This is a genomic window from Paracoccus chinensis (assembly GCF_900102885.1).
In the GTDB taxonomy this organism is placed as follows: Bacteria; Pseudomonadota; Alphaproteobacteria; order Rhodobacterales; family Rhodobacteraceae; genus Paracoccus; species Paracoccus chinensis.
In genome coordinates, this window is record NZ_FNGE01000011.1 from 61,966 (window position 1) to 81,859 (window position 19,894).

At 68.3% G+C, this 19,894-nt stretch carries 19 protein-coding genes; 14 read left to right on the forward strand and 5 right to left on the reverse strand.

Going from position 1 to position 19,894, the window contains the following annotated elements:
• Positions 1–45: 45 nt before the first annotated feature.
• The 3 genes from BLQ03_RS12200 to BLQ03_RS12210 all read left to right on the forward strand — a co-directional run bounded on the left by BLQ03_RS12200 (position 46) and on the right by BLQ03_RS12210 (position 1,683).
• The gene (locus BLQ03_RS12200) at positions 46–669 is read left to right on the forward strand and encodes an SCO family protein (protein ID WP_090756489.1); all 624 of its coding nucleotides are present in this window, start codon (positions 46–48) and stop codon (positions 667–669) included.
• A 65-nt stretch (positions 670–734) separates the two neighbouring features.
• Positions 735–1,289, forward strand: coding sequence for an ActR/PrrA/RegA family redox response regulator transcription factor (locus BLQ03_RS12205; RefSeq protein WP_090756491.1), 555 nt, complete (start codon positions 735–737; stop codon positions 1,287–1,289).
• 70 nt (positions 1,290–1,359) lie between these two features.
• Positions 1,360–1,683, forward strand: a complete 324-nt coding sequence (locus BLQ03_RS12210; protein ID WP_090756493.1) for an H-NS histone family protein — start codon at positions 1,360–1,362, stop codon at positions 1,681–1,683.
• A gap of 21 nt (positions 1,684–1,704) precedes the next feature.
• On the opposite strand, the gene BLQ03_RS12215 is transcribed toward BLQ03_RS12210, so the two are convergent.
• The 3 genes from BLQ03_RS12215 to BLQ03_RS12225 all read right to left on the reverse strand — a co-directional run bounded on the left by BLQ03_RS12215 (position 1,705) and on the right by BLQ03_RS12225 (position 3,485).
• Complete coding sequence (locus BLQ03_RS12215) at positions 1,705–2,301, reverse strand: HD domain-containing protein (RefSeq protein WP_090756495.1); 597 nt, start codon at positions 2,299–2,301, stop codon at positions 1,705–1,707.
• A 76-nt stretch (positions 2,302–2,377) separates the two neighbouring features.
• Positions 2,378–2,923 carry a protein-export chaperone SecB gene (secB, locus tag BLQ03_RS12220; protein ID WP_090756497.1) on the reverse strand — a complete coding sequence of 182 codons (546 nt, stop codon included), beginning with the start codon at positions 2,921–2,923 and terminating at the stop codon, positions 2,378–2,380.
• A 55-nt stretch (positions 2,924–2,978) separates the two neighbouring features.
• Positions 2,979–3,485: an FxsA family protein gene (locus tag BLQ03_RS12225; protein ID WP_090756499.1), complete on the reverse strand. Its 507-nt coding sequence runs from the start codon at positions 3,483–3,485 to the stop codon at positions 2,979–2,981.
• Positions 3,486–3,585: 100 nt separating this feature from the next.
• Between BLQ03_RS12225 and BLQ03_RS12230 the strand changes: the two genes are divergently transcribed.
• The 11 genes from BLQ03_RS12230 (at position 3,586) to BLQ03_RS12280 (ending at position 17,536) form a co-directional block, all read left to right on the forward strand.
• On the forward strand, positions 3,586–4,227 hold the full coding sequence (locus tag BLQ03_RS12230) for a Tim44/TimA family putative adaptor protein (RefSeq protein ID WP_090756501.1): 642 nt from the start codon (positions 3,586–3,588) through the stop codon (positions 4,225–4,227).
• A gap of 1 nt (position 4,228) precedes the next feature.
• A complete protein-coding gene (locus BLQ03_RS12235) occupies positions 4,229–4,855 on the forward strand; it encodes a Smr/MutS family protein (RefSeq protein WP_090756503.1) in 627 nt (208 codons plus the stop codon).
• 95 nt (positions 4,856–4,950) lie between these two features.
• Positions 4,951–5,850 carry a calcium-binding protein gene (locus BLQ03_RS19025; protein ID WP_175558860.1) on the forward strand — a complete coding sequence of 300 codons (900 nt, stop codon included), beginning with the start codon at positions 4,951–4,953 and terminating at the stop codon, positions 5,848–5,850.
• Positions 5,851–5,981: 131 nt separating this feature from the next.
• Positions 5,982–6,251, forward strand: coding sequence for a 30S ribosomal protein S15 (gene rpsO, locus BLQ03_RS12245; protein ID WP_090756507.1), 270 nt, complete (start codon positions 5,982–5,984; stop codon positions 6,249–6,251).
• 188 nt (positions 6,252–6,439) lie between these two features.
• Positions 6,440–7,066, forward strand: a complete 627-nt coding sequence (locus BLQ03_RS12250; protein WP_090756509.1) for a hypothetical protein — start codon at positions 6,440–6,442, stop codon at positions 7,064–7,066.
• Between the two features lie 255 nt (positions 7,067–7,321).
• The gene (gene pnp / locus BLQ03_RS12255) at positions 7,322–9,469 is read left to right on the forward strand and encodes a polyribonucleotide nucleotidyltransferase (protein WP_090756511.1); all 2,148 of its coding nucleotides are present in this window, start codon (positions 7,322–7,324) and stop codon (positions 9,467–9,469) included.
• 233 nt (positions 9,470–9,702) lie between these two features.
• Positions 9,703–10,854, forward strand: coding sequence for a hypothetical protein (locus tag BLQ03_RS12260; protein WP_090756513.1), 1,152 nt, complete (start codon positions 9,703–9,705; stop codon positions 10,852–10,854).
• 99 nt (positions 10,855–10,953) lie between these two features.
• Positions 10,954–11,883 (forward strand): ROK family protein, encoded by a 930-nt coding sequence (locus BLQ03_RS12265; RefSeq protein ID WP_090756515.1) that lies wholly within the window; start codon positions 10,954–10,956, stop codon positions 11,881–11,883.
• Positions 11,871–12,980, forward strand: a complete 1,110-nt coding sequence (locus tag BLQ03_RS12270; protein ID WP_175558861.1) for an N-acetylglucosamine-6-phosphate deacetylase — start codon at positions 11,871–11,873, stop codon at positions 12,978–12,980. The genes BLQ03_RS12265 and BLQ03_RS12270 overlap by 13 nt, the downstream gene beginning before the upstream one ends.
• 48 nt (positions 12,981–13,028) lie before the next feature.
• On the forward strand, positions 13,029–14,414 hold the full coding sequence (locus BLQ03_RS12275; RefSeq protein WP_090756517.1) for an efflux RND transporter periplasmic adaptor subunit: 1,386 nt from the start codon (positions 13,029–13,031) through the stop codon (positions 14,412–14,414).
• Positions 14,414–17,536: a multidrug efflux RND transporter permease subunit gene (locus tag BLQ03_RS12280; RefSeq protein ID WP_090756519.1), complete on the forward strand. Its 3,123-nt coding sequence runs from the start codon at positions 14,414–14,416 to the stop codon at positions 17,534–17,536. The genes BLQ03_RS12275 and BLQ03_RS12280 overlap by 1 nt, the downstream gene beginning before the upstream one ends.
• Before the next feature lie 47 nt (positions 17,537–17,583).
• Here BLQ03_RS12280 and BLQ03_RS12285 read toward each other — a convergent pair whose 3' ends face one another.
• Both BLQ03_RS12285 and BLQ03_RS12290 read right to left on the reverse strand, forming a co-directional pair.
• Positions 17,584–18,528 carry a calcium-binding protein gene (locus BLQ03_RS12285; RefSeq protein ID WP_090756520.1) on the reverse strand — a complete coding sequence of 315 codons (945 nt, stop codon included), beginning with the start codon at positions 18,526–18,528 and terminating at the stop codon, positions 17,584–17,586.
• A 304-nt stretch (positions 18,529–18,832) separates the two neighbouring features.
• Positions 18,833–19,855: an aspartate-semialdehyde dehydrogenase gene (locus tag BLQ03_RS12290; protein ID WP_090756522.1), complete on the reverse strand. Its 1,023-nt coding sequence runs from the start codon at positions 19,853–19,855 to the stop codon at positions 18,833–18,835.
• Between the last annotated feature and the right edge of the window lie 39 nt (positions 19,856–19,894).

Consider the following 19,894-nt stretch of genomic DNA (forward strand, 5'->3'; position numbering starts at 1 on the left):
TTGATAGCCACGGGCGCCGAACGCGGCAACGAAGAGGATGGACGCATGACCGACCGCCGATTGATGATGCTGGGGCTTCTTGCCACCGTGCTGGTGCTGCTGACGGGATGGCTGTGGCTGCGTCCCGCCTCGGGCGATCCCTTTGCCGGCTGCCGCCGCTCGGTCGTGGCAGGCGGGGCAGGATCGCTGGGCGGCAGCTTTACATTGACGGACGAAACCGGCGCTCGGGTGACGGAGGCGCAGGTCTTCGACCGGCCGTCAATCTTCTACATGGGCTATACCTATTGCCCGGATGTCTGCCCCATGGATGCCGCGCGCAACGCTGCTGCCGTGGACATTCTGGCCGAGCAGGGCATGTCCGTGAAGCCCGTCTTCCTGTCGGTCGATCCGGCGCGCGACACGCCCGAAAGATTGCGCGAGTTCACCGACGCCATGCATCCCGAAATGCTGGGCATTACCGGATCGCCCGAAGAGGTGACGGCCGTCAGCCAGGCCTGGCGCGGCTATTTCCGGTTGAACGATGCCGAGGACAAGGAAAACTATCTGGTCGATCACACCACCCAGAGTTTTCTGGTTCTTCCGGGTCATGGAACGGTCGAGTTCTTTACCCGCGACACCAGCCCGGAACAGATGGCCGAACAGATCGCCTGTTTTGTCGACGCTGCGTGATCTCCGGCTGATACAAATCGCGCAATTCCACCATCGATGATCCTGATCAAGAAAACGAGATCGACATGAACGCAGAAAATGCCGCCCGCATTGGCGAGGACCCCAGCCTGCTTCTGGTCGATGATGACGAGATTTTCGTGACGCGGCTTTCCCGCGCGATGGAGCGCCGGGGTTTCCAGCCCCGGATCGCCACCAGCGTGGCCGCCGCGCGCGAGATGGTGGCTCAGGCCGCCCCAGCCTATGCTGTGGTCGATCTGCGGCTTGAGGATGGCAGCGGACTAGATGTTGTGGATGCCCTGCGGTCACGCCGAGAGAGCTGCCGCATCGTGGTGCTGACAGGCTATGGCGCGATCGCCACGGCGGTTGCGGCCGTCAAGATGGGCGCTGCGGATTACCTGTCGAAGCCCGCCGATGCCGACGAGGTGATGAATGCCCTGCTGGCACAGGCAAACGCATTGCCGCCGCCGCCCGAAAATCCGATGTCGGCCGATCGCGTCCGCTGGGAACATATCCAGCGCGTCTTCGAACAATGCGACAGGAATGTCAGCGAAACGGCACGCCGCCTGCATATGCATCGGCGCACGCTGCAGCGCATTCTCGCCAAGCGAAGCCCGCGCTGAAATTTTCGGGTTGCGGCTTCCCGAAGGATTTGCCATTCGGTCGTTCCATTTCGCGCGAAAGGAATGAGCATTGGAAATAGACATGGACTCGATGTCGCTGGATGATCTGCGCGACCTGCGCAACCAGATTGATCGGGCGATCAGCTCCTACGAAACCCGCCGCCGCAAGGAGGCAATGGCCGCGCTGGAGCGGACCGCCAAGGAGTTGGGGTTCAACCTGAATGAGCTGACCGGCGCCTCGTCCCGCGGCCGTCGTGGCGGTTCGGGCGAAGGCCAGGCCAAATACGCCCATCCCGAAAATCCCAGCCAGACCTGGTCCGGCCGGGGCCGCCGCCCGCGCTGGGTGACCGAGCAGATCGAATCCGGCAAGTCGCTGGAAGACCTACGGGCCTGACGGCCTCGGCCCGCGCGGGCTTCAGCCGTCCAGGCGGGCCATCAGCGCGGCGAAACGATCCAGGAAGGCTGCGCGCGTCTCGGTCGGCGGGCGCAGCCGGATCGCCAGCCCCCCGGTGCTCGCACCTGGGGGCAGCGGAAACAGGCGGTCCGCCTCGGCAGGGCTGAAGCCGGCGATCTCGACTGCCTCGAGACGGGCGGACAGCCGGTCGGCCTGCTTGATCTGCGCCTTCATCACTCGCGGAATTACCGCCGGAAGCCCGAAGCGGCGATGCACCGCCGCAGCGATCCGGGCGTCCATCTCGCGGTAGCCCGGCCCCAGCGCCGCCTTGACCGGCGAGATCATGTCGCCGATCACGTATTCCGGCGCGTCATGCAGCAGCGCCGCCAACTGCCATTGTGGCGCGATGCCCGGGTCCGTGCGGCTCACGATCTCCTCGACCAGCAGCGAATGCTCGGCCACCGTATAGGCCCAGTCCCCGCGCGTCTGCCCGTTCCAGCGGGCGACGAAGGCCAGCCCGTGGGCGATATCCTCGATCTCGATGTCCAGCGGCGTGGGGTCCAGCAGGTCCAGCCTGCGGCCCGACAGCATCCGCTGCCATGCCCTTGCGCGCGCCATCAGCAGGGACCCCCGAGGATGAGAAAGGGCCGCCCGAGGCAGGGCGGCCCATGAAATGTGTCAGGGCGCATCGCCGTCAGGAGAGCGGCTGGCCTTGCGGGCGCTCGGCCCCCGACTGGGCGCGGCGTGCGGCTTCCTGCCGGTAGAGCGCGACAAAGTCGATCGGGTCCAGGTTGAAGGGCGGGAAGCCGCCGTCGCGGGTCACGTCCGACAGGATGCGGCGCACGAAGGGGAACAGCATCCGGGGGCATTCGATCATCAGGAAGGGATGCATCTGCTCTTCCGGCACGCCCTCGATGTGGAAGACGCCGGCATAGTCCAGCTCGCACAGGAACAGCTTGGCCTGGTCGGAGCTGTTCTGCGAGGTGACGCGGTACTTGCAGATCACCTCGTACTGGTGATCGGCCTGGCGCTTGCGGGCGTCGAGGCTCACCTGCACCTGGATCTCGGGCGAAACCTCGCCGCCGATGCCCTTCTGGGCGACGATGTTCTCGAAGGACAGGTCGCGGGTGAACTGGGCCAGGATGTTCAGGCGGACGCCGGGCTGGGCCGCGGGTTGCGGCTGGGCCGGCTGCGCGCCCGATGCGCCGCCCGGGGCGCCGTTGGTGGTCTCATCGCTCATCTTGCGTCCTCGCGTCAGCGGTTCGTCCGCCTGTTAGCACCGGGTCGGCCGCCGCTCAATGCTGCGTCCAGCCAGACGGGCGACGGGGCCCGCGCGGCGGCAGCGACGGGGGCAGGTCGTCGGGGCTTTCGTCAACCTCCACGTATTCCGCGTCGATCACCGTGGCGCGGCCCGGCGGCGTGCCGTGGCGGCCGGTGCCGAAGCCGGCGGTCGTCACCCGGACCCGGCGGCCCAGGGTCCGCAGCAGCAGGCTGCGCAGCGGGGGGATCAGCAGCAGGATCCCCAGCGCATCGGTGAAGAAGCCCGGCAGCACCAGCAGCCCCCCGCCCAGCATGATCAGCGCGCCATGGGCGATAGGCTGGCCGGGGTCGCGGAACTCGTGCACCGCGCGCTGCAGGTCGGCCATCGCGGCCGCGCCCTGCCGGCGCATCACCCAGATGCCGATGACCGCCGAGGCCAGCACCCACAGGATCGTCGCACCCACCCCGATCTCTCCGCCGATCTGGACGAACAGCGCGATCTCGAGGATCGGCAGCAGGACGAAGGGGACCAGAAACCACATGTTGAACCTCGCGCATGGGCCGCAACTGGACTTGGCGGCCCTCGGCACCTACATAATCGAGCGATCCTTCCAGACCAGACCCTTGGGGCCAAAGCGCAGAATGTCCAATACGATGCTTCAGATCGTCGTGCTTGCGGCCATTGCCGTCTTCCTCATCATGCGCCTGCGCAATGTCCTGGGCACCCGCGAGGGCTTCGAACGGCCGCCCCAGCCCGTGCAGGCCGCGCGTCCCGCGCCCGTGGCCGTGCCTGCCGAGGAAAGCGACGTGCTGGACCATGCCGAGGCCGGGACGCCCGCCGCCGAGGCGCTGAGCGCGATGCAGCGGGCCGAGCCCTCCTTCGCGGTCGGCCCCTTCCTGTCGGGTGCGCGCCAGGCCTATGAGATGATCCTGACCGCCTTCGAGCGGGGCGACCTGTCCGAAGTCCGCCCGTTCCTGGCGCCCCCCGTGGCCGAGGCCTTCGACGCCGTGATCGCGCAGCGCCAGGCTCAGGGCATCCGCACCGAGGTGCAGTATCTCGGCACCCGCGAGACCGCCCTGCAGGGCGCGAGCTTCGATCCCCAGACCGGCGCGGGCGAGATTTCCGTCCGCTTCGTGGGCGAGTTGATCGCCGTCCATCGCGACGCAGGGGGCAACGTGGTCGAGGGCGACCCGAAGGCCGCGCGCAAGCAGCGCGACGTCTGGACCTTTGCACGCCGGATGGGTCAGGACGACCCGAACTGGCAGCTCGTCGCAACCGCCTGACATGGCCCGCCGCGGCCGGGGCGGCTTGTCCGAGGATGACAAGGCGTTGTGGGCGCAGGTTGCCCGCAGCGTGAGCCCCATGGCGGCCGAGCGGCGGCGCCTCGCCACGCCCCCGGCCGAGCCGCCCCGTGTCCCCGCGCCGTCCCCCGCACCCGTTTCCGTCCCGCGCCTTGCGCTGCCCGGGGACTTCGGCCTCGGCCGCAAGGCCGCGCCCGCGCGGGTGCATGTGGCGCATCTCCCCTCGCCCGCCGAACGGCTTGCGGCGCAGCCCCTGCGGATGGATGCCAAGACCCATCGGTCGCTGGTGCGGGGCAAGCTGCGGCCGGACGCCCGGATCGATCTGCATGGCATGACCCTGGCGGTGGCCAAGGCCGAGCTGACGGGCTTCATCCTGCGGGCGCAGGCGGCGGGCCACAGGCTGGTCCTGGTGATCACCGGCAAGGGCAAGGGCGACCAGGGACCGCTGCCCGTCCGTTCGGGCGCGCTGCGCCACGAGGTGCCCCATTGGCTGCACATGGCTCCCGCGGCCCAGGCAGTGCTGCAGGTCGTTCCCGCCCATGTCCGCCATGGCGGCGGCGGGGCCTATTACGTCTACCTGCGCCGTGCGCGCGGAGCAGGCGCGCCTTAACCCTTTAGCAACCTTTCGGATGCGAAAGCGGGTGGTTTCGCGCTAGGGCAGGGACAGGCGGCGCCTGCGCCGCGATGGACCCCCGGGGGCTTGTGATGCTCGTGCTGCTCAGCCTTGCCAGCGTGATGATGCTGGCGCTTGTCATCGACCCCTCCTCCGACGACGGAGAGGAGGATGACGAGGACTTCCTGTCCTCCGACGATCCCGACGCCCCGGCGTCCGAGGACCCCGCAGAGGAGGCTGTTTCGGCGATCATCGGCACCGACTCGGACGAGTGGCTGGAAGGCCTGCATCAGGACGACCGGATCGACGGGGCCGGGGGCGACGACGACATCCGGGCGGGCGGCGGCGGCGACCATGTCTCGGGGGGCGACGGCGACGACGTGATCCACGGCGACTACACGCTGGAGGATTTCGGCGACGACACGCTGCTGGGCGATGCGGGCCGCGACATGCTGGCGGGCGATGGCGGCCAGGATGTGCTGGACGGCGGGACGGGCGACGACACGCTGTTCGGAGGCGAGGGAGACGACCTGGTCCGGGGCGGAGAAGGCACCGACTGGCTGGCGGGCGGCGCAGGAAACGACACGCTGCAGGCAGGCGCGGGCGCCGACGACCTGTCGGGCGACAAGGGTGACGATCTGCTGGTGGCGGGTGACCGGGACGGCGAGCGCGACTGGCTGCATGGCGGCGAGGGCAACGACACGCTGGTCGGGGCGTCCGACGACTGGCTGGAAGGCGGCGCGGACCGTGACCTGTTCACGCTGCCCGCAGACGCAATCGCGGGCCAGGCGCCCGCGACCATCGCCGACTTCGACGCGGCCGAGGACCGGCTGGAACTGGTGCTGCCCGAGGCTGAGGTGGCTGCGGCCGAGATCACGCTCGACCTGCAGCCCGATGGCACGGGGCTCGTGCTTCTGAACGGGCAGCCGGTGGCCCATGTGCTGAACGCCGCCGGGCTCGATGCTGCCCGGATCGGGCTGCGCGCGGGCTGAGCAGGCTTTCCTTCCGCCGCCCTTTCCCCTATATGCCCCCGATCCGCCCGGCGATTCGGGCGGAGCCTCCACGGGCCTGTGCTGGACGACATCCCGGCCTGTGCCATCACCCTTCACATCAGGAGACCCCGATGTCGATCACCGTCGAAGAAAAAGCCCGCGTCATGGGCGAATACGCCACCAAAGCCGGCGACACCGGCTCGCCCGAAGTGCAGGTGGCCATCCTCAGCTCGCGCATCGCCACGCTGACCGAGCATTTCAAGACCCACAAGAAGGACAACCACTCGCGTCGTGGCCTTCTGAAGCTGGTCGCGCAGCGCCGCAAGCTGCTGGACTATCTGAAAAAGAAGGACGAGGCGCGTTACACCGACCTGATCGCGCGCCTGGGCCTGCGCCGCTGAGCCCGAGGGCGCGCATCTGCCGCGCCCTTCCGCGATCCTCATCACGCCCGTGGCGAAAGCTGCGGGCGTTTTCCTTTTTCGGGTCCGGGGCTCGTGGTTAACGATCCATTAAAATCCTGCATTTCCATTTCTGGATTCCCTTTCTCCCTTTCGTGATCCTTTGCCTGTAGTCAGACAAAGGATTGATCATGCCCATCAACGTGAATGCGGGCCTTCCCGGTGCGATCATCGGCCTGCTCGGACTTCTCAAGAGTCAGGGGCGGCAAGGCGGTACCCCTGTCCCCGAGGCGCCCACCGCGCAGGCCGCACCGGCGCCGCAGCTTCCCGCAGCCGCGCCGGACAGCAGCGACAGCGCCGTCCGGTTCGACTTCTCGGTTTCAGCGGTGCAAGCGGCACCCGTGACGGCTTCGGGCGAAACGGCGCCCGTGACGGCCGGCCCGCCTGCAGGTTATGTCCCCGCGGCTGCCCTGCCCCCTGCGGTAGCAGACGGCACGCCTGCCGCCAGCAGCCCGCCGGCCGGGGCGGCGGCAGGCGCAGCGACGGCAAGTTCCGGGGCCGCCGGAACCGGGCAGAGAAGCGTTCCCGCTGCGGCTTCGCCTGAACCGGCGCGACTGCCCCCGCCCATGGCTCCGGACGACGAGGCTATGGCCCGGGCCTGGGCGGTCAGGTCCCTTGCGCGCGAAAACACCCTGAGCATGATCGAGAGGATCGCCCGCACGGCCGAGCAGCCCGAAAAGGCGAAGGCCCCAGCCGAAAGCGACAGGCCCGGCCGCGCAGCCCAACCGGCCGAGCCGAAGACCCTGGCCCGCGCCTGATCCCGCGTCGGTGCCCTTGCGGGCGGCGGTCTCAAAGGCCGCCGCTCGTCCCTTTCCTGATCAATGGCCTCCGTCCCTTGTCAGCACGCGGGCGACGACCAATATGCTTTTCACGAGACCGGTTTTCCTGTAAGGCCGGTCAATCTGCGACGTGAGGCCCGCCCCCGGCCGCATGCGAAGGATTGGGGGAGGCGGCAATGGGGCCGCCATATGACACGGGCGGCCGGAGGGCCGGTGCGCCCCCGAGGAAACTGCATGTTCGACGAAGTGAAGAAATCGATCCAGTGGGGCCGTGAAACGCTGACGCTGGAAACGGGCAAGGTTGCCCGCCAAGCTGACGGCTCGGTCATCGCCACGCTGGGCGAGACCTCGGTGATGGCCAACGTCACCTTCGCCAAGGAGCCGAAGCCGGGTCAGGACTTCTTCCCCCTGACCGTCCACTACCAGGAAAAATACTATGCTGCCGGCAAGATCCCGGGCGGCTTCTTCAAGCGCGAGGCGCGGCCGACCGAAAAGGAAACGCTGACCGCCCGCCTGATCGACCGCCCCTGCCGTCCGCTGTTCGCGCCGGGCTTCAAGAACGAAGTCTTGGTGATGTGCACCGTGCTGTCGCACGACCTCGTCAACGATCCCGACATCGTGGCGATGATCGCGGCTTCCGCCGCGCTGACGATCTCGGGCGTGCCCTTCATGGGCCCGATCGGCGCTGCGCGCGTGGGCTTTGCCAATGGCGAATACGTCCTGAACCCGGACGTGGCCGACATGGACAACCTGCGGGGCAACCCGGAACAGCGTCTGGACCTGGTCGTCGCCGGGACCAAGGACGCCGTGATGATGGTCGAATCGGAAGCCTATGAGCTGACCGAGGAAGAGATGCTGGGCGCGGTCAAGTTCGGCCACGAGCAGATGCAGCCCGTCATCGACCTGATCATCGACCTGGCCGAGGACGCCGCGAAGGAGCCCTTCGACTTCCAGTCGCCCGACTATTCCGAGCTTTACCAGCGCGTGAAGTCGCTGGGCGAGGAAGGGATGCGCGCGGCCTATGCGATCATCGACAAGTCCGACCGCCGCGACGCCATCCAGGCTGTGCGCGAGACGATCGTGGCCGGCCTGAACGAGACCGAGCTGGCCGACGCGAACCTGGGCTCGGCGCTGAAGAAGCTGGAATCTGGCATCCTGCGCGGCGACATCATCCGCGGCGGCGCCCGGATCGACGGCCGCGACAACCGCACGGTTCGCCCGATCGATTCGGAAGTCGGTATCCTGCCGCGTACCCACGGCTCGGCCCTGTTCACCCGCGGTGAAACCCAGGCGCTGGTCGTGACCACGCTGGGCACGGGCGACGACGAGCAGATCATCGACGCGCTGCACGGCAACTCGCGTTCCAACTTCCTGCTGCACTACAACTTCCCGCCCTATTCGGTCGGTGAGGTTGGCCGCGTGGGTTCGCCCGGCCGTCGCGAGATCGGCCACGGCAAGCTGGCATGGCGCGCGCTGCAGGCGGTGCTGCCGGCGGCGACCGATTTCCCCTACACGATCCGCGTCGTGTCCGAGATCACCGAGTCGAACGGCTCGTCGTCCATGGCTTCGGTCTGCGGCGGCTCGCTGTCGATGATGGACGCGGGCGTGCCGCTGAAGGCGCCGGTTGCGGGCGTGGCCATGGGCCTTGTGCTTGAGGACGGCGACAACTGGGCCGTGCTGACGGACATCCTCGGCGACGAGGATCACCTGGGCGACATGGACTTCAAGGTCGCTGGCACCGAGAACGGCATCACCTCGCTGCAGATGGACATCAAGGTCCAGGGGATCACCCCCGCGATCATGGAACAGGCGCTGGCGCAGGCCAAGGACGGCCGCCTGCACATCCTGTCCGAGATGTCGAAGGCCCTGACCGAGGGCCGCCGCGAGTTCTCGGCCCATGCCCCGCGCATCGAGACGATGACCATCCCGACCGACAAGATCCGCGAAGTGATCGGCTCGGGCGGCAAGGTCATCCGCGAGATCGTGGAAACCTCGGGCGCCAAGGTCGACATCAACGACGACGGCACCATCAAGATCGCCTCGGCCAATGCCGATTCGATCAAGAAGGCCTATGACATGATCTACTCGATCGTGGCCGAGCCCGAGGAAGGCAAGATCTACACCGGCAAGGTCGTCAAGCTGGTGGATTTCGGCGCCTTCGTGAACTTCTTCGGCAAGCGCGACGGCCTGGTCCATGTCAGCCAGATCTCGGGCAAGCGCCTTCAGCACCCCAACGAGGTGCTGAAGGAGGGCCAAGAGGTCAAGGTGAAGCTGCTGGGCTTCGACGACCGCGGCAAGGTGCGCCTTGGCATGAAGATGGTCGACCAGGAAACCGGCGAGGAGATCACCGAGCCGAAGAAGGAAGACGCGCAGGCCGAGTGATCCCCGGCTTGTGACATACGAAGGCCCCGGTAATTGCCGGGGCCTTTTTCATGCGCGGTATCTGCTTTCCCCCTCGCATGGCGAATGGCCTGGAAAAGCGGGCCAATGGAATTACGGCCTTTGTCAATTGACCCTCTTCGCCTATCATCGCGGCAGGGCCGGAGATGCGCTCCAGACTGGGACCGTTCGCGTCATTTCCGACTTGTCGGCTGTGTGCATGTTGCAGGTATCTCGTGTCAAAGATCACCATCCGCGCGGATCAGAAGCGCCTTGGCCAAGGCGTGCGAAGATTTCTGATCGTCGAATCCGAAACGCCGCTGCGCAGGCTGCGGCATGACCGGATCTTTTTCGACATTCCCGAGGGAGTCACGGCCCGTCCGGCGCTGCTGGACTGCCATGTCGCGCCCGCGCTGATGCTGGCGATGGCCGAGGGCCGGGACCTTTTTGTTCAGGGCCCGGTCTCGCGCCGGATGATCCACAACGCTTACGAATTCGTCGAAGCCTGGGTCAGCTGGCGCCCGGCGCTGTTCTCGCGCATCGGGATCGAGGCCGAAAGCATCGTGGACCACGTGGACAATCGTCCGCTCCGTGCGATCCAAGCGTTCAGCGGCGGACTGGATGCGCTTTACACCACCTGGTACCACAGGATCGGCGGGCCTGAACCGGCGCGCAAGCCTCTGCAGGCGGGGCTGCTGGTGCAGGGCTTCGACATCTCGCCCCGCGACGACAGCGCCATGCAGATCATCTACGATCAGGGGCGCGCGATCCTCGACACGGTCGATGTGCGCCTGTTTCGCATGAAGACCAACCTGAAGAACGCGATCCGCATCGACTGGGAGATGTTCCACGGTGCCGCCATCGCCTGTGCGCTGATGCAGTTTTCCGATGAATTCAATCAGGGCCTGATCGGCAGCAGCGGTCCCTATGATGCGCTGGAAATTCCCTGGGGCTCGAACCCGATCACCGATCCGCTGACGGGCGGCGCAGCCATGACGATCCATCACGACGGATGCGGGCGGTCGCGCAATGACAAGATCGACGCCATTGCGGGCTGGCCGGTGGCGGCCGACAACCTGCGCGTCTGCTGGCGCAATCCCGACCCTTCGCAGAACTGCGGCACCTGCGAGAAATGCATCCGCACGGCGCTGGGATTCCTGGCCAATGGCCATGCGATTCCGAAAAGCCTCAAGGCCGAGATTTCGGTGGCCGACATCCTCAGCTGTCCGACAAACAACAAGGTGCAGATGGATCGGTTCCGCCAGCTTCGGGATCTCGCGATCCGCAACGGCGTGACCGGCCCTTGGGTCGAGGCGATCAGCGCCAAGCTGCAGGCCAGGAACCCCGCCTGGCAGAAGAAGGTGCCCGTCCTTTCGCGCGCCGCCTGACCCGCCGGGACCGCGCGTCCCTGCGGGGTGCGCGCCGGGTGTTTGGCAAGCCGCCCCGCACGCGCTAGGAACCTTTGGGAAACAGGGCGCGAGGGGTTCATGATCTGCGCGGGGCTGGACATCGGTGGAACGAAGATCGAGGCGCGGCTGTTCGACGCCGGGCTGAACGCCACCCATTCGCACCGGGTGCCGACGCCCCGCAACAACGCGGATGCCTTTTTCACGGCAGTGGGGGAACAGGTCGCCTGGCTGCGGGAACGGGCCGGCGGTGACCTGCCCATCGGCATCGCCATGACCGGCGTGGTCGAACCCGACACGGGCCTTGCCCAGACCGCGAACCTGCCCATCAGCGGCCAGCCCATGGCCGAGCGCCTGACCGCCGTCGCGGGCCGCCCCCTGCCGGTGATGAACGACTCGATGGCCCTGGCCTTTTCCGAGGCGAACGGCGGTGCGGCCGATGGCGCAGCGGCGGTCGTCGGGCTGATCTTCGGGACCGGCGTCGCCGCGGGTATCTGCATCAACGGCCGCCCCGCCGCGCGCTACGGCGGCATCGCGGTCGAGCTGGGCCATTGCGGGATGCCCGGCCGGGCACTCGCCCGCCATGGCCTCGGCCAGTGGCGCTGCGGCTGCGGGCGGGACGGCTGCATCGAGGCCTACATCCCCGGGCCAGGCCTGATCCGCCTGGCCGCGCACATGGGCATGGGCGAGATCGCGCCGCCTGAACTGGCCGCCCGCGCCGCAGCCGGTGACGCTCAGGCCGAGGCGGTATTGGCCACCTGGGCCGACCTGTCCGCCGAGGCGCTTGAAATCCTGCAGATGACCATCGACCCGCAGATCGTGGTGCTGGGGGGCGGCCTGTCGCAAATGCCAAGCTTCGTGGACCGGCTTGAGGCGGCGCTGCCCGCGCGCCTGATCCCCGGCACCCCGCGTCCCACCCTGCGGCTTGCCCGCCATGGGGACGCCAGCGGCGTGCGCGGCGCCGCCCTGCTGGCGCGGATGACGGCGGCGGAAGAGCCTTGGACCTCCTGATCGCCCCCGACCTGACTTGGATTCAGGGCAGGCTGCAGGAAGGGCTGGGGGTCCGGCTGCGGGATGGCCGCGTGGCCTCGGTTGGGCCGCTGGGGACCGGTACGCCCGATCTGCGGGTGCACCTGCTGATGCCCGGCGCGACCGACCTGCAGGTGAACGGGGGCGGGGGCGTGCTGTTCAACGCCGACCCCTCGTCCGAGGGCATCGCGGCGATCCGGGTGGCGCATCACGGGCTGGGCACCCATGCGCTCCTGCCCACCGTCATCACCGACGCGCCCGAGGTGCTGGAAGCCGCGGCCGCTGCCGTGATCGCCGCCTGGGGCACGCCCGGCGTGGCAGGCATCCACATCGAGGGCCCCCATATCGCACCCGAGCGGCGCGGCACCCATGACGCGCGCCACATCCGGCCGCTGGACAGCCGCACCCTGGCCGTGCTGGAGCGCCTGCGCGCAGCGGGCATCCCGGTTCTGCTGACGCTGGCGCCGGAACGCGCCGACCCGGCGCTGCTGACGCGGGCGGCAGGCCGGGGTGTCGTGCTGTCGGCGGGCCATTCCTCGGCCACGGCCGAGCAGGCGCAGGCGGCCCTTGCCCAAGGCGTCACGATGGTCACGCATCTCTTCAACGCCATGCCGCCCCTGCACCACCGCGATCCGGGGCTTGCCGCCGCCGCGATCCTGTCGGACGCCTGGATCGGGTTGATCCCCGACGGCATCCACGTGGACTGGGCCATGCTGCGGCTGGCCCTGGCCGCCCGGCCCAGACCCGACCGCTGCTTCATCGTCTCGGACGCCATGCCCACGGTAGGCGGTCCCGACGCCTTCATGCTTTACGGCCAGCCGATCGAGGTCCGCAACGGCCGGCTCGTGAATGCCGAGGGTGCGCTGGCGGGTGCGCATGTGGACATGCTGACCGGCATGGCACGGCTGCACCGGCAGGGCGGCGTTCCCCTGGAAAGCTGCATTGCCATGGCGACGGACACACCGCGCGCGGCCATGGGTCTTCCCCCGCTGGAGGTCGCGTCGGGAACCTCCGCCGGCAGCCTTGCGGTGCTGGACGAAGCCCTGGGCTTCGCTGGCTGGCTCGACCGCCTGACGTAACGGATTCGTGCCCTTGTCGGGCTGCGGGACGGCTGCAATGCTGGTGCCATGACCCTCCGACTGCACTTGCCCTTGTGGAAACTCCACGCCGGACGGGCCGCGGCGGTCGCGGCGCTGGCCGCGCTGACGCTGATGCTGGCCGACCCGGGCCTGGCCCAGGCACCCCCCGGTCCCGGAGGGCCCGGCGCCCAGGGGCCGCGCGAGGTGGGCGTGATGCGGCTGGAACGCCAGACCGTGCCCGTCACCGTCACGCTGCCGGGCCGCGCCGTGGCCTATCAGGAAACCGCCATCCGCCCCCAGGTCGGGGGCGAGATCGTCGAGATCGCCTATCAGCCCGGCGTCCGCGTGACGGCAGGAACCGTGCTGTTCCGCCTGGACGACGACCAGCTTGCGGCGACGCTGTCGGCCGCCGAGGCCGCCGTCACCAGTGCCGAGGCCGCCGTTCAGGGCGCCACCGCGACCGTTGGCCGCTATGACCGCCTGCAGGGCACAGGCGTCAGCCAGGCCGAACTGGAAACCGCCCAGGTCGCGCTTGCCAATGCCCGCGCCAGCCTGTCGGCGGCCGAGGCCGAGCGGGCGCTGGCGCAACTGGCCGTGGACCGGACCGCCATCCGCAGTCCCATCGACGGCATCCCCGACATTGCCAATGTCTCGATCGGCGATCTCGTCACCGCCAACCAGGCCGAGGCGCTGACCACGGTCACGCAGCTCGACCCGATCTATGTCGATGTCTCGCAGTCCCGCGCCAGCGTGCTGCGCAACCGCGAACGCCGCTCGGCGGGCATCCTGATGCGCCCCGAGGCGGCGGATGCCCGGCTGATCCTGGAAACGGGGCAGGCCTATTCCGAACCCGGCCAGATCGTGGCGCCGGGGCGGCAGGTGTCCTCGACAACCGGCACCGTGCCTTATCGCTGGCAGTTCCCCAACCCCAACCGGCTGATCCTGCCGGGGCAGTTCGTGCGCGTCCAGGTGACCATCGGCGCGGTCGAGGGCGTGCTGGTGCCCCAGGGCCCCACCCGGCGCTCGGCCACGGGCGAACTGACGGCCTTCGTCGCCAGGGAGGGGCGCGCCGAGCAGGTGGTGTTGACCGAGGCCGGTACCCACGAAAGCAACTGGATCGTGACCGAGGGCGTCCAAGCGGGCGACCTGCTGATCCTGGACGGGCTGACGAACCTTGAGGACGGGGACGAGATCACCACCTTGGCCGTGACCATCGACCCCGAGGGCGTGGTGCGCGAGCTTTCCGGCGCCGAGGAACTGGCGGCGGACGATCCCGCCCCGGCCGGCCCCGGCAGCGCGGGCGGACCCGGCGTCGAAGTCGCGGCAGGGGATGCCAGGACGCCGCCACCCATGGCCGCGCAGGCCGCCGCGGCCGAGCTTCCCTCGGCGGCGGGCCCGGCCCGCGGCCCCGCTGCCTCCACGGCTGCGAACTGATGGCGCAGTTCTTCATCCATCGCCCGGTCTTCGCCTGGGTGCTGGCGATCGTGACCATGCTGGCGGGCCTCTGGGGCGTCCTGAACCTGCCCGTCTCGCAATATCCCGACATCGCGCCCACGACCGTCCGCATCTCGGCCAGCTACCCGGGTGCCACCGCCGAGGCGGTGCAGAACTCGGTCACGACGCCGATCGAGGATTCGCTGACCGGGCTTGAGGGGCTTCTCTACTTCGAGTCTTCCTCCTTCCGGGGCCGGTCCTCGCTGACGCTGACCTTCGACGACAGCGTTGACCCGACGGATGCGCTGAACGACGTGCAGTCGCGGGTGCGCAGCGTCGAATCGCGATTGCCCTCGGCGGTGCAGAACGATGGCGTGTCGGTCACGCGCTCGACCTCGTCGATCCTGATGGTGGGGGCGCTGGTCTCGGCCGGCAATGACTATTCCACGGTCGAACTGGGCAACCTGCTGGAGGAGGTGGTCGAGGGTCCCGTCAAGCGCGTCCCGGGCGTGGGCGGAATCGACATCTTCGGCTCGGGCTATGCCATGCGGATCTGGCTCGACCCGCTACGGCTCGCGCAGTACCAGCTGACGCCTTCGGACATCACGGCGGCGGTGGCGGAACAGAACTCGACCGTCTCGGTGGGCTCGCTGGGCAGCCAGCCCTCGGTGCCGGGCCAACAGTTCACCGCGACCATCACCGCGCAAAGCCAGTTGACCTCGGTCGAGGATTTTCAGCGCATCCTTCTGCGCACGGGCGAGGACGGCGCCTCGGTCTGGCTGGGCGACGTGGCCGAGATCGAGATCGGCCAGCAGGCCTACGGCGCCAACAGCCGCTTCAACGGCGCGAACGCGGCGGGCTTCGGCGTCAACCTGGAAACCGGGGCCAATGCCGTGGACACCGCCGCAGGCGTGCGCGCGGTGCTGGAGTCGCTGCAACCGGCGCTGCCCGAGGGTGTCGAGCTGCGCGTGGCCTATGACACCTCGCCCTTCGTGGAACGCTCGATCGAGAAGGTCTGGCACACGCTCTTCGAGGCGATCCTGCTGGTCATCGCCGTGATCCTGATCTTTCTGCAAAGCTGGCGGGCGACGATCATCCCGGTGGTCGTGGTGCCGGTCGTGCTGCTGGGGACCTTCGCGGTCCTGTTCGCGCTGGGCTATACGATCAACACGCTGACCATGTTCGCCATGGTACTGGCGATCGGCCTGCTGGTGGACGACGCAATCGTGGTCGTGGAAAACGTGGAACGCATCATGCGCGAGGACGGGCTCGACCCCGTTCGCGCGACCGAGGTCGGGATGCGCCAGATCACGGGCGCGCTGATCGGCATCGCGGTGGTCTTGTCGGCGGTCTTCCTGCCCATGGCCTTCATGGCGGGCTCGACCGGGGTGGTTTACCGCCAGTTCTCGGTCACAATCATCACCGCCATGATGCTGTCGCTGGCCGCGGCCCTGATCCTGACGCCTGCGCAGACGGCGTCGATGCTGCGGCCGCATCACGGGCCGCCGCGCTTTGCGCCCGCGCGCTGGTTCAACCGCGGCTTCGACCGGGCGACCGAAAGCTACACGCGCGTCGTCGCCCGCACCGTGAAGCACCCGATGCTGGTGCTGCTGGCACTGGCGGTGATCTCGGTGGCGGTCTGGCAGCTGTTCACGCGGATGAACTCGACCTTCCTGCCGACCGAGGATCAGGGCGTGCTGATGGCCCAGATCAACCTGTCGGAAGGCTCGACCACCCAGCAGACGCTTGCGGTAGTCGAGGAGATCGAAAGCTACCTGCTGAACGAGGAGCCCGCCGTCGCCTCGACCTTTGGGGCGCTGGGCTTCGGCTTTTCCGGCACGGGGCAGGGGCGGGCCACGCTGTTCGTCCGGCTCAAGGATTTCGACGAACGGCCCGACCCCGAACTGTCCGCCTCGGCCCTCGTGCAGCGCGCGACCCAGCGCTTCGCCACCCATCGCGCGGGCCGGATCAATTTCGTCCAGCCGCCTCCCATCCAGGGCCTGGGGAACAGCGCGGGCTTCCAGATGTATCTGATCGACCAGTCGGCCCAGGGCACCGCCGCCCTGCGCGACGCCGCGCAGGCGCTGGAAGAGGCCGGGAACGCCCATCCGCAACTGGTCAACGTCCGCGCTCAGGGCGACGAGGACGACGCGGCCCTGCGGCTGGACATCGACCCCCAGCGGGCCGAGGCGGCGGGGCTCAGCCTGTCCGAGGTCAACGGGATGCTGGCCACGATCTTCTCGGGGCGCGAGGTCAACGACTTCGCCATGGGCGCCACGCTGCGCCCCGTGATCGTGCAGGCGGGTGCCGAGTTCCGCATGCAGCCCGAGGATCTCGAGGACTGGTATGCCCGCAATTCGTCGGGCGAGATGGTGCCCTTCAGCGCCTTCATGTCCACCCGCTGGGTGCCCGTGGCCCCGCGCCTGTCGCGCTTCGAGGGCACTGACGCGATCTCGCTTTCGGGCAGCGAGGCCGAGGGCGCGACCTCGGGGCAGGCCATGGCCGCGATGGCCGAACTCGTCCGGCAGATGCCCGGCGGCTACGGTGTGGCCTGGACGGGCCTCAGCTATCAGGAACAGCAGGCGGGCAACCAGGCGCCCTTCCTTTACGCCCTGTCGGCGCTGGTGGTGTTCCTGTGCCTGGCCGCGCTTTACGAAAGCTGGACGGTGCCCTTCTCGGTCATGCTGGCCGTGCCGGTAGGGGTCCTGGGCGCGGTGCTGGCCGCGCTGATCTTCGGGCAGTCGAACGACGTTTATTTCAAGGTGGGCATCCTCACGACCATCGGCCTTGCCGCCAAGAACGCCATCCTGATCGTGGAATTCGCCCGCGATCTCGAGGTGAGCGGCCGGTCCACCGCCGAGGCGGCGGTCGAGGCCGCCAAGCTGCGGCTGCGGCCGATTCTGATGACCTCACTGGCCTTCATCCTGGGCGTGCTGCCGCTGGCCATCGCCACGGGGGCGGGGGCGGCCGCGCAGAACTCGATCGGGATCGGGGTCATGGGCGGGATGATCTCGGCCACCTTCCTGGGGATCTTCATGATCCCGGGCCTTTACGTGGCCGTCCGCCGCCTGACCGGCAACCGGCCCTTGGCCGCGCCGCAGGGACAGCCGGCGAGCGCATGAAAAAAGGGGCCGCGCGGCGGCGGCCCCTTTCCCGGTTCCTGCGGGGTTTAAAGGATGAATTCGTCCGAACTGTAGTCGTAGGCCCGGATCGCCCCATCCGCGATGATCAGCTGGAAATCCGCCAGCCCGTCGTTGTTGACATGCGCCGACAGGATCGTGTTCGTCCCCTGCTCGCTGAGCACCACGGTCCCTGCCGCGCGCGAGGCGCTGAAGACGAAGGACTGGTTGCCGGCCGCGTTCAGGTTGGCGTCGATCCCCGAAAGGTCGATCCGGTCGCCACCCGCGACGCCCACGCCCTCGAAGGCCAGGGCGCCATCGGCCGCCGCGATCACGTCATAGCCGAAGCGCGCGTTCGAGTCGGTGTGGCTGTTGAAGACGAAACGGTCCGCCCCGGTACCGCCGTAAAGATCGTCCGCCCCGGTGCTGCCGAACAGCACGTCATTCCCGGCCTGCCCCCGCAGCACGTCGTCGCCCGCCTGTCCCTGCAGCACGTCAGCCCCGGCACCGCCCAGCAGCAGGTCGTTGCCCGCCCCGCCGATCAGGTTGTCATGGCCGCCCGCGCCGTTGATCGTGTCGTTCCCGGCCATGCCGTTGATGGCATCATTGACCGAGGTCCCGGTTACGCGGTCGGCCGCGTTGGTCGCGTAGCCCGCCGAAACGGTCAGCACATAGCTGCCGGTCGCGTTGTTGCCCTGCTCTCCCACGACCAGCGTATAGGTCGAGGTCCCGCCCGCGCCGATCTTGAAGGTCAGCTGCGCGTCCCTGTTCGTGCCCGGCGACACGTCGTCGTTGAACAGCAGCCGATTCCCGGACGAGTCGTAGAGGGCAAGGTTCGGGTCGGCCAGCGTGCCATTGCCGCTGGAGGTGCCCTTGGCCGCGACCGAATAGGTCAGGCCGCTGATGAAGGTCGTGTTGAAGCTGTCGTATTCGCCAATGGGCGAGATCGCCCCCGACCTCGACGTCCCGGTCCCGATGATGCCGTTGTAAGCCATCCTGATCTCCCAAGCCTTGCGCCGATCGCGCCTGCCGCATCCTAGGGCCGGGGGCGTTCACCCGTGCATCACCTTGCGGCGTGCCGCGCGTGACCGCCCCGCGAGCCATGCTGCGGCCAACGCAGGCCGCGCCAAGCCTGTTCGCTCACGAGATCGTGCGTCGGCGGAAAGCCGCGACGGCGCGTGGTTCAGGCAGGAATGAGAAGGGAGAGGGGGCGCATTCTGCGCGCCGGCAGGACAGCCCTCGTCGGAGGGCCGCCCTTGGGTCCGCAAGCAGCCGGGCGGGCCGCTTGCGGCTGGCCGGTCAGGCCTTCTTCAGGATGCGGTTGCCCAGCAGCTCGGCGATCTGGACCGCATTCAGGGCCGCGCCCTTGCGCAGGTTGTCGCTGACACACCACAGGTTCAGGCCGTTTTCCACCGTCTGGTCCTGGCGGATGCGGCTGACGTAGGTTGCGTCCTCGCCCGCGGATTCGATCGGGGTGACGTAGCCGCCGGGTTCGCGCTTGTCGATCACCAGCACGCCCGGCGCCTCGCGCAGGATGTCGCGGGCCTCGTCCTCGTCCAGGAAGTCCTCGAACTCGATGTTGATCGATTCCGAATGGCCGACGAAGACCGGGACGCGCACGCAGGTCGCGGTGACCTTCACCGAGGGGTCGAGGATCTTCTTGGTCTCGGCGACCATCTTCCATTCCTCCTTGGTCTGGCCGTCTTCCATGAAGACGTCGATCTGGGGAATGACGTTGAAGGCGATCTGGCGCTGGAACTTCTTGGGCTCGACCTCCTGTCCCGGGACATACATCCCCTTGGTCTGGGACCAGAGCTCGTCCATGCCTTCCTTGCCCGCGCCCGACACCGACTGGTAGGTCGAGACGACGACGCGCCTGATCCGCGCCCGGTCATGCAGGGGCTTCAGCGCCACCACCATCTGCGCGGTCGAGCAGTTGGGGTTCGCGATGATCATCTTGTTGCGGTAACCCTCGATCGCGTCGGCGTTCACCTCGGGCACGATCAGCGGGATCTGCGGGTCGTAGCGGTAGAGCGACGAGTTGTCGATCACGACGCAGCCTTGGCTGGCGGCGATGGGGGCGTATTTCTTCGTGGCGTCCGAGCCGATGGCGAACAGCGCCATGTCGTAGCCGGTGAAGTCGAAGCCGTCGATGTCCTTGGTCTTGAGCGTCTTGTCACCGAAGCTGACCTCGGTGCCAAGGCTCCGGCGCGAGGCCAGAGCCACCACCTCATCGGCAGGAAACTGGCGCTCGGCCAGGATGCTCAGCATTTCGCGGCCCACGTTCCCCGTGGCCCCCGCGACGACGACCTTGTAGCCCATCGACGTCCCTTTCACGAACAAGACGGCGGGCCATAGCCG

Bases quoted from the DNA above. Each gene is read 5' to 3' on its own strand.
- BLQ03_RS12200 (WP_090756489.1), top strand. From the start codon at position 46: ATGACCGACCGCCGATTGATGATGCTGGGGCTTCTTGCCACCGTGCTG.
- BLQ03_RS12205 (WP_090756491.1), top strand. From the start codon at position 735: ATGAACGCAGAAAATGCCGCCCGCATTGGCGAGGACCCCAGCCTGCTT.
- BLQ03_RS12215 (WP_090756495.1), bottom strand. From the start codon at position 2,301: ATGGCGCGCGCAAGGGCATGGCAGCGGATGCTGTCGGGCCGCAGGCTG.
- secB (WP_090756497.1), bottom strand. From the start codon at position 2,923: ATGAGCGATGAGACCACCAACGGCGCCCCGGGCGGCGCATCGGGCGCG.
- BLQ03_RS12225 (WP_090756499.1), bottom strand. From the start codon at position 3,485: ATGTGGTTTCTGGTCCCCTTCGTCCTGCTGCCGATCCTCGAGATCGCG.
- BLQ03_RS12230 (WP_090756501.1), top strand. From the start codon at position 3,586: ATGTCCAATACGATGCTTCAGATCGTCGTGCTTGCGGCCATTGCCGTC.
- BLQ03_RS12235 (WP_090756503.1), top strand. From the start codon at position 4,229: ATGGCCCGCCGCGGCCGGGGCGGCTTGTCCGAGGATGACAAGGCGTTG.
- BLQ03_RS19025 (WP_175558860.1), top strand. From the start codon at position 4,951: ATGCTCGTGCTGCTCAGCCTTGCCAGCGTGATGATGCTGGCGCTTGTC.
- rpsO (WP_090756507.1), top strand. From the start codon at position 5,982: ATGTCGATCACCGTCGAAGAAAAAGCCCGCGTCATGGGCGAATACGCC.
- BLQ03_RS12250 (WP_090756509.1), top strand. From the start codon at position 6,440: ATGCCCATCAACGTGAATGCGGGCCTTCCCGGTGCGATCATCGGCCTG.
- pnp (WP_090756511.1), top strand. From the start codon at position 7,322: ATGTTCGACGAAGTGAAGAAATCGATCCAGTGGGGCCGTGAAACGCTG.
- BLQ03_RS12265 (WP_090756515.1), top strand. From the start codon at position 10,954: ATGATCTGCGCGGGGCTGGACATCGGTGGAACGAAGATCGAGGCGCGG.
- BLQ03_RS12275 (WP_090756517.1), top strand. From the start codon at position 13,029: ATGACCCTCCGACTGCACTTGCCCTTGTGGAAACTCCACGCCGGACGG.
- BLQ03_RS12280 (WP_090756519.1), top strand. From the start codon at position 14,414: ATGGCGCAGTTCTTCATCCATCGCCCGGTCTTCGCCTGGGTGCTGGCG.
- BLQ03_RS12285 (WP_090756520.1), bottom strand. From the start codon at position 18,528: ATGGCTTACAACGGCATCATCGGGACCGGGACGTCGAGGTCGGGGGCG.
- BLQ03_RS12290 (WP_090756522.1), bottom strand. From the start codon at position 19,855: ATGGGCTACAAGGTCGTCGTCGCGGGGGCCACGGGGAACGTGGGCCGC.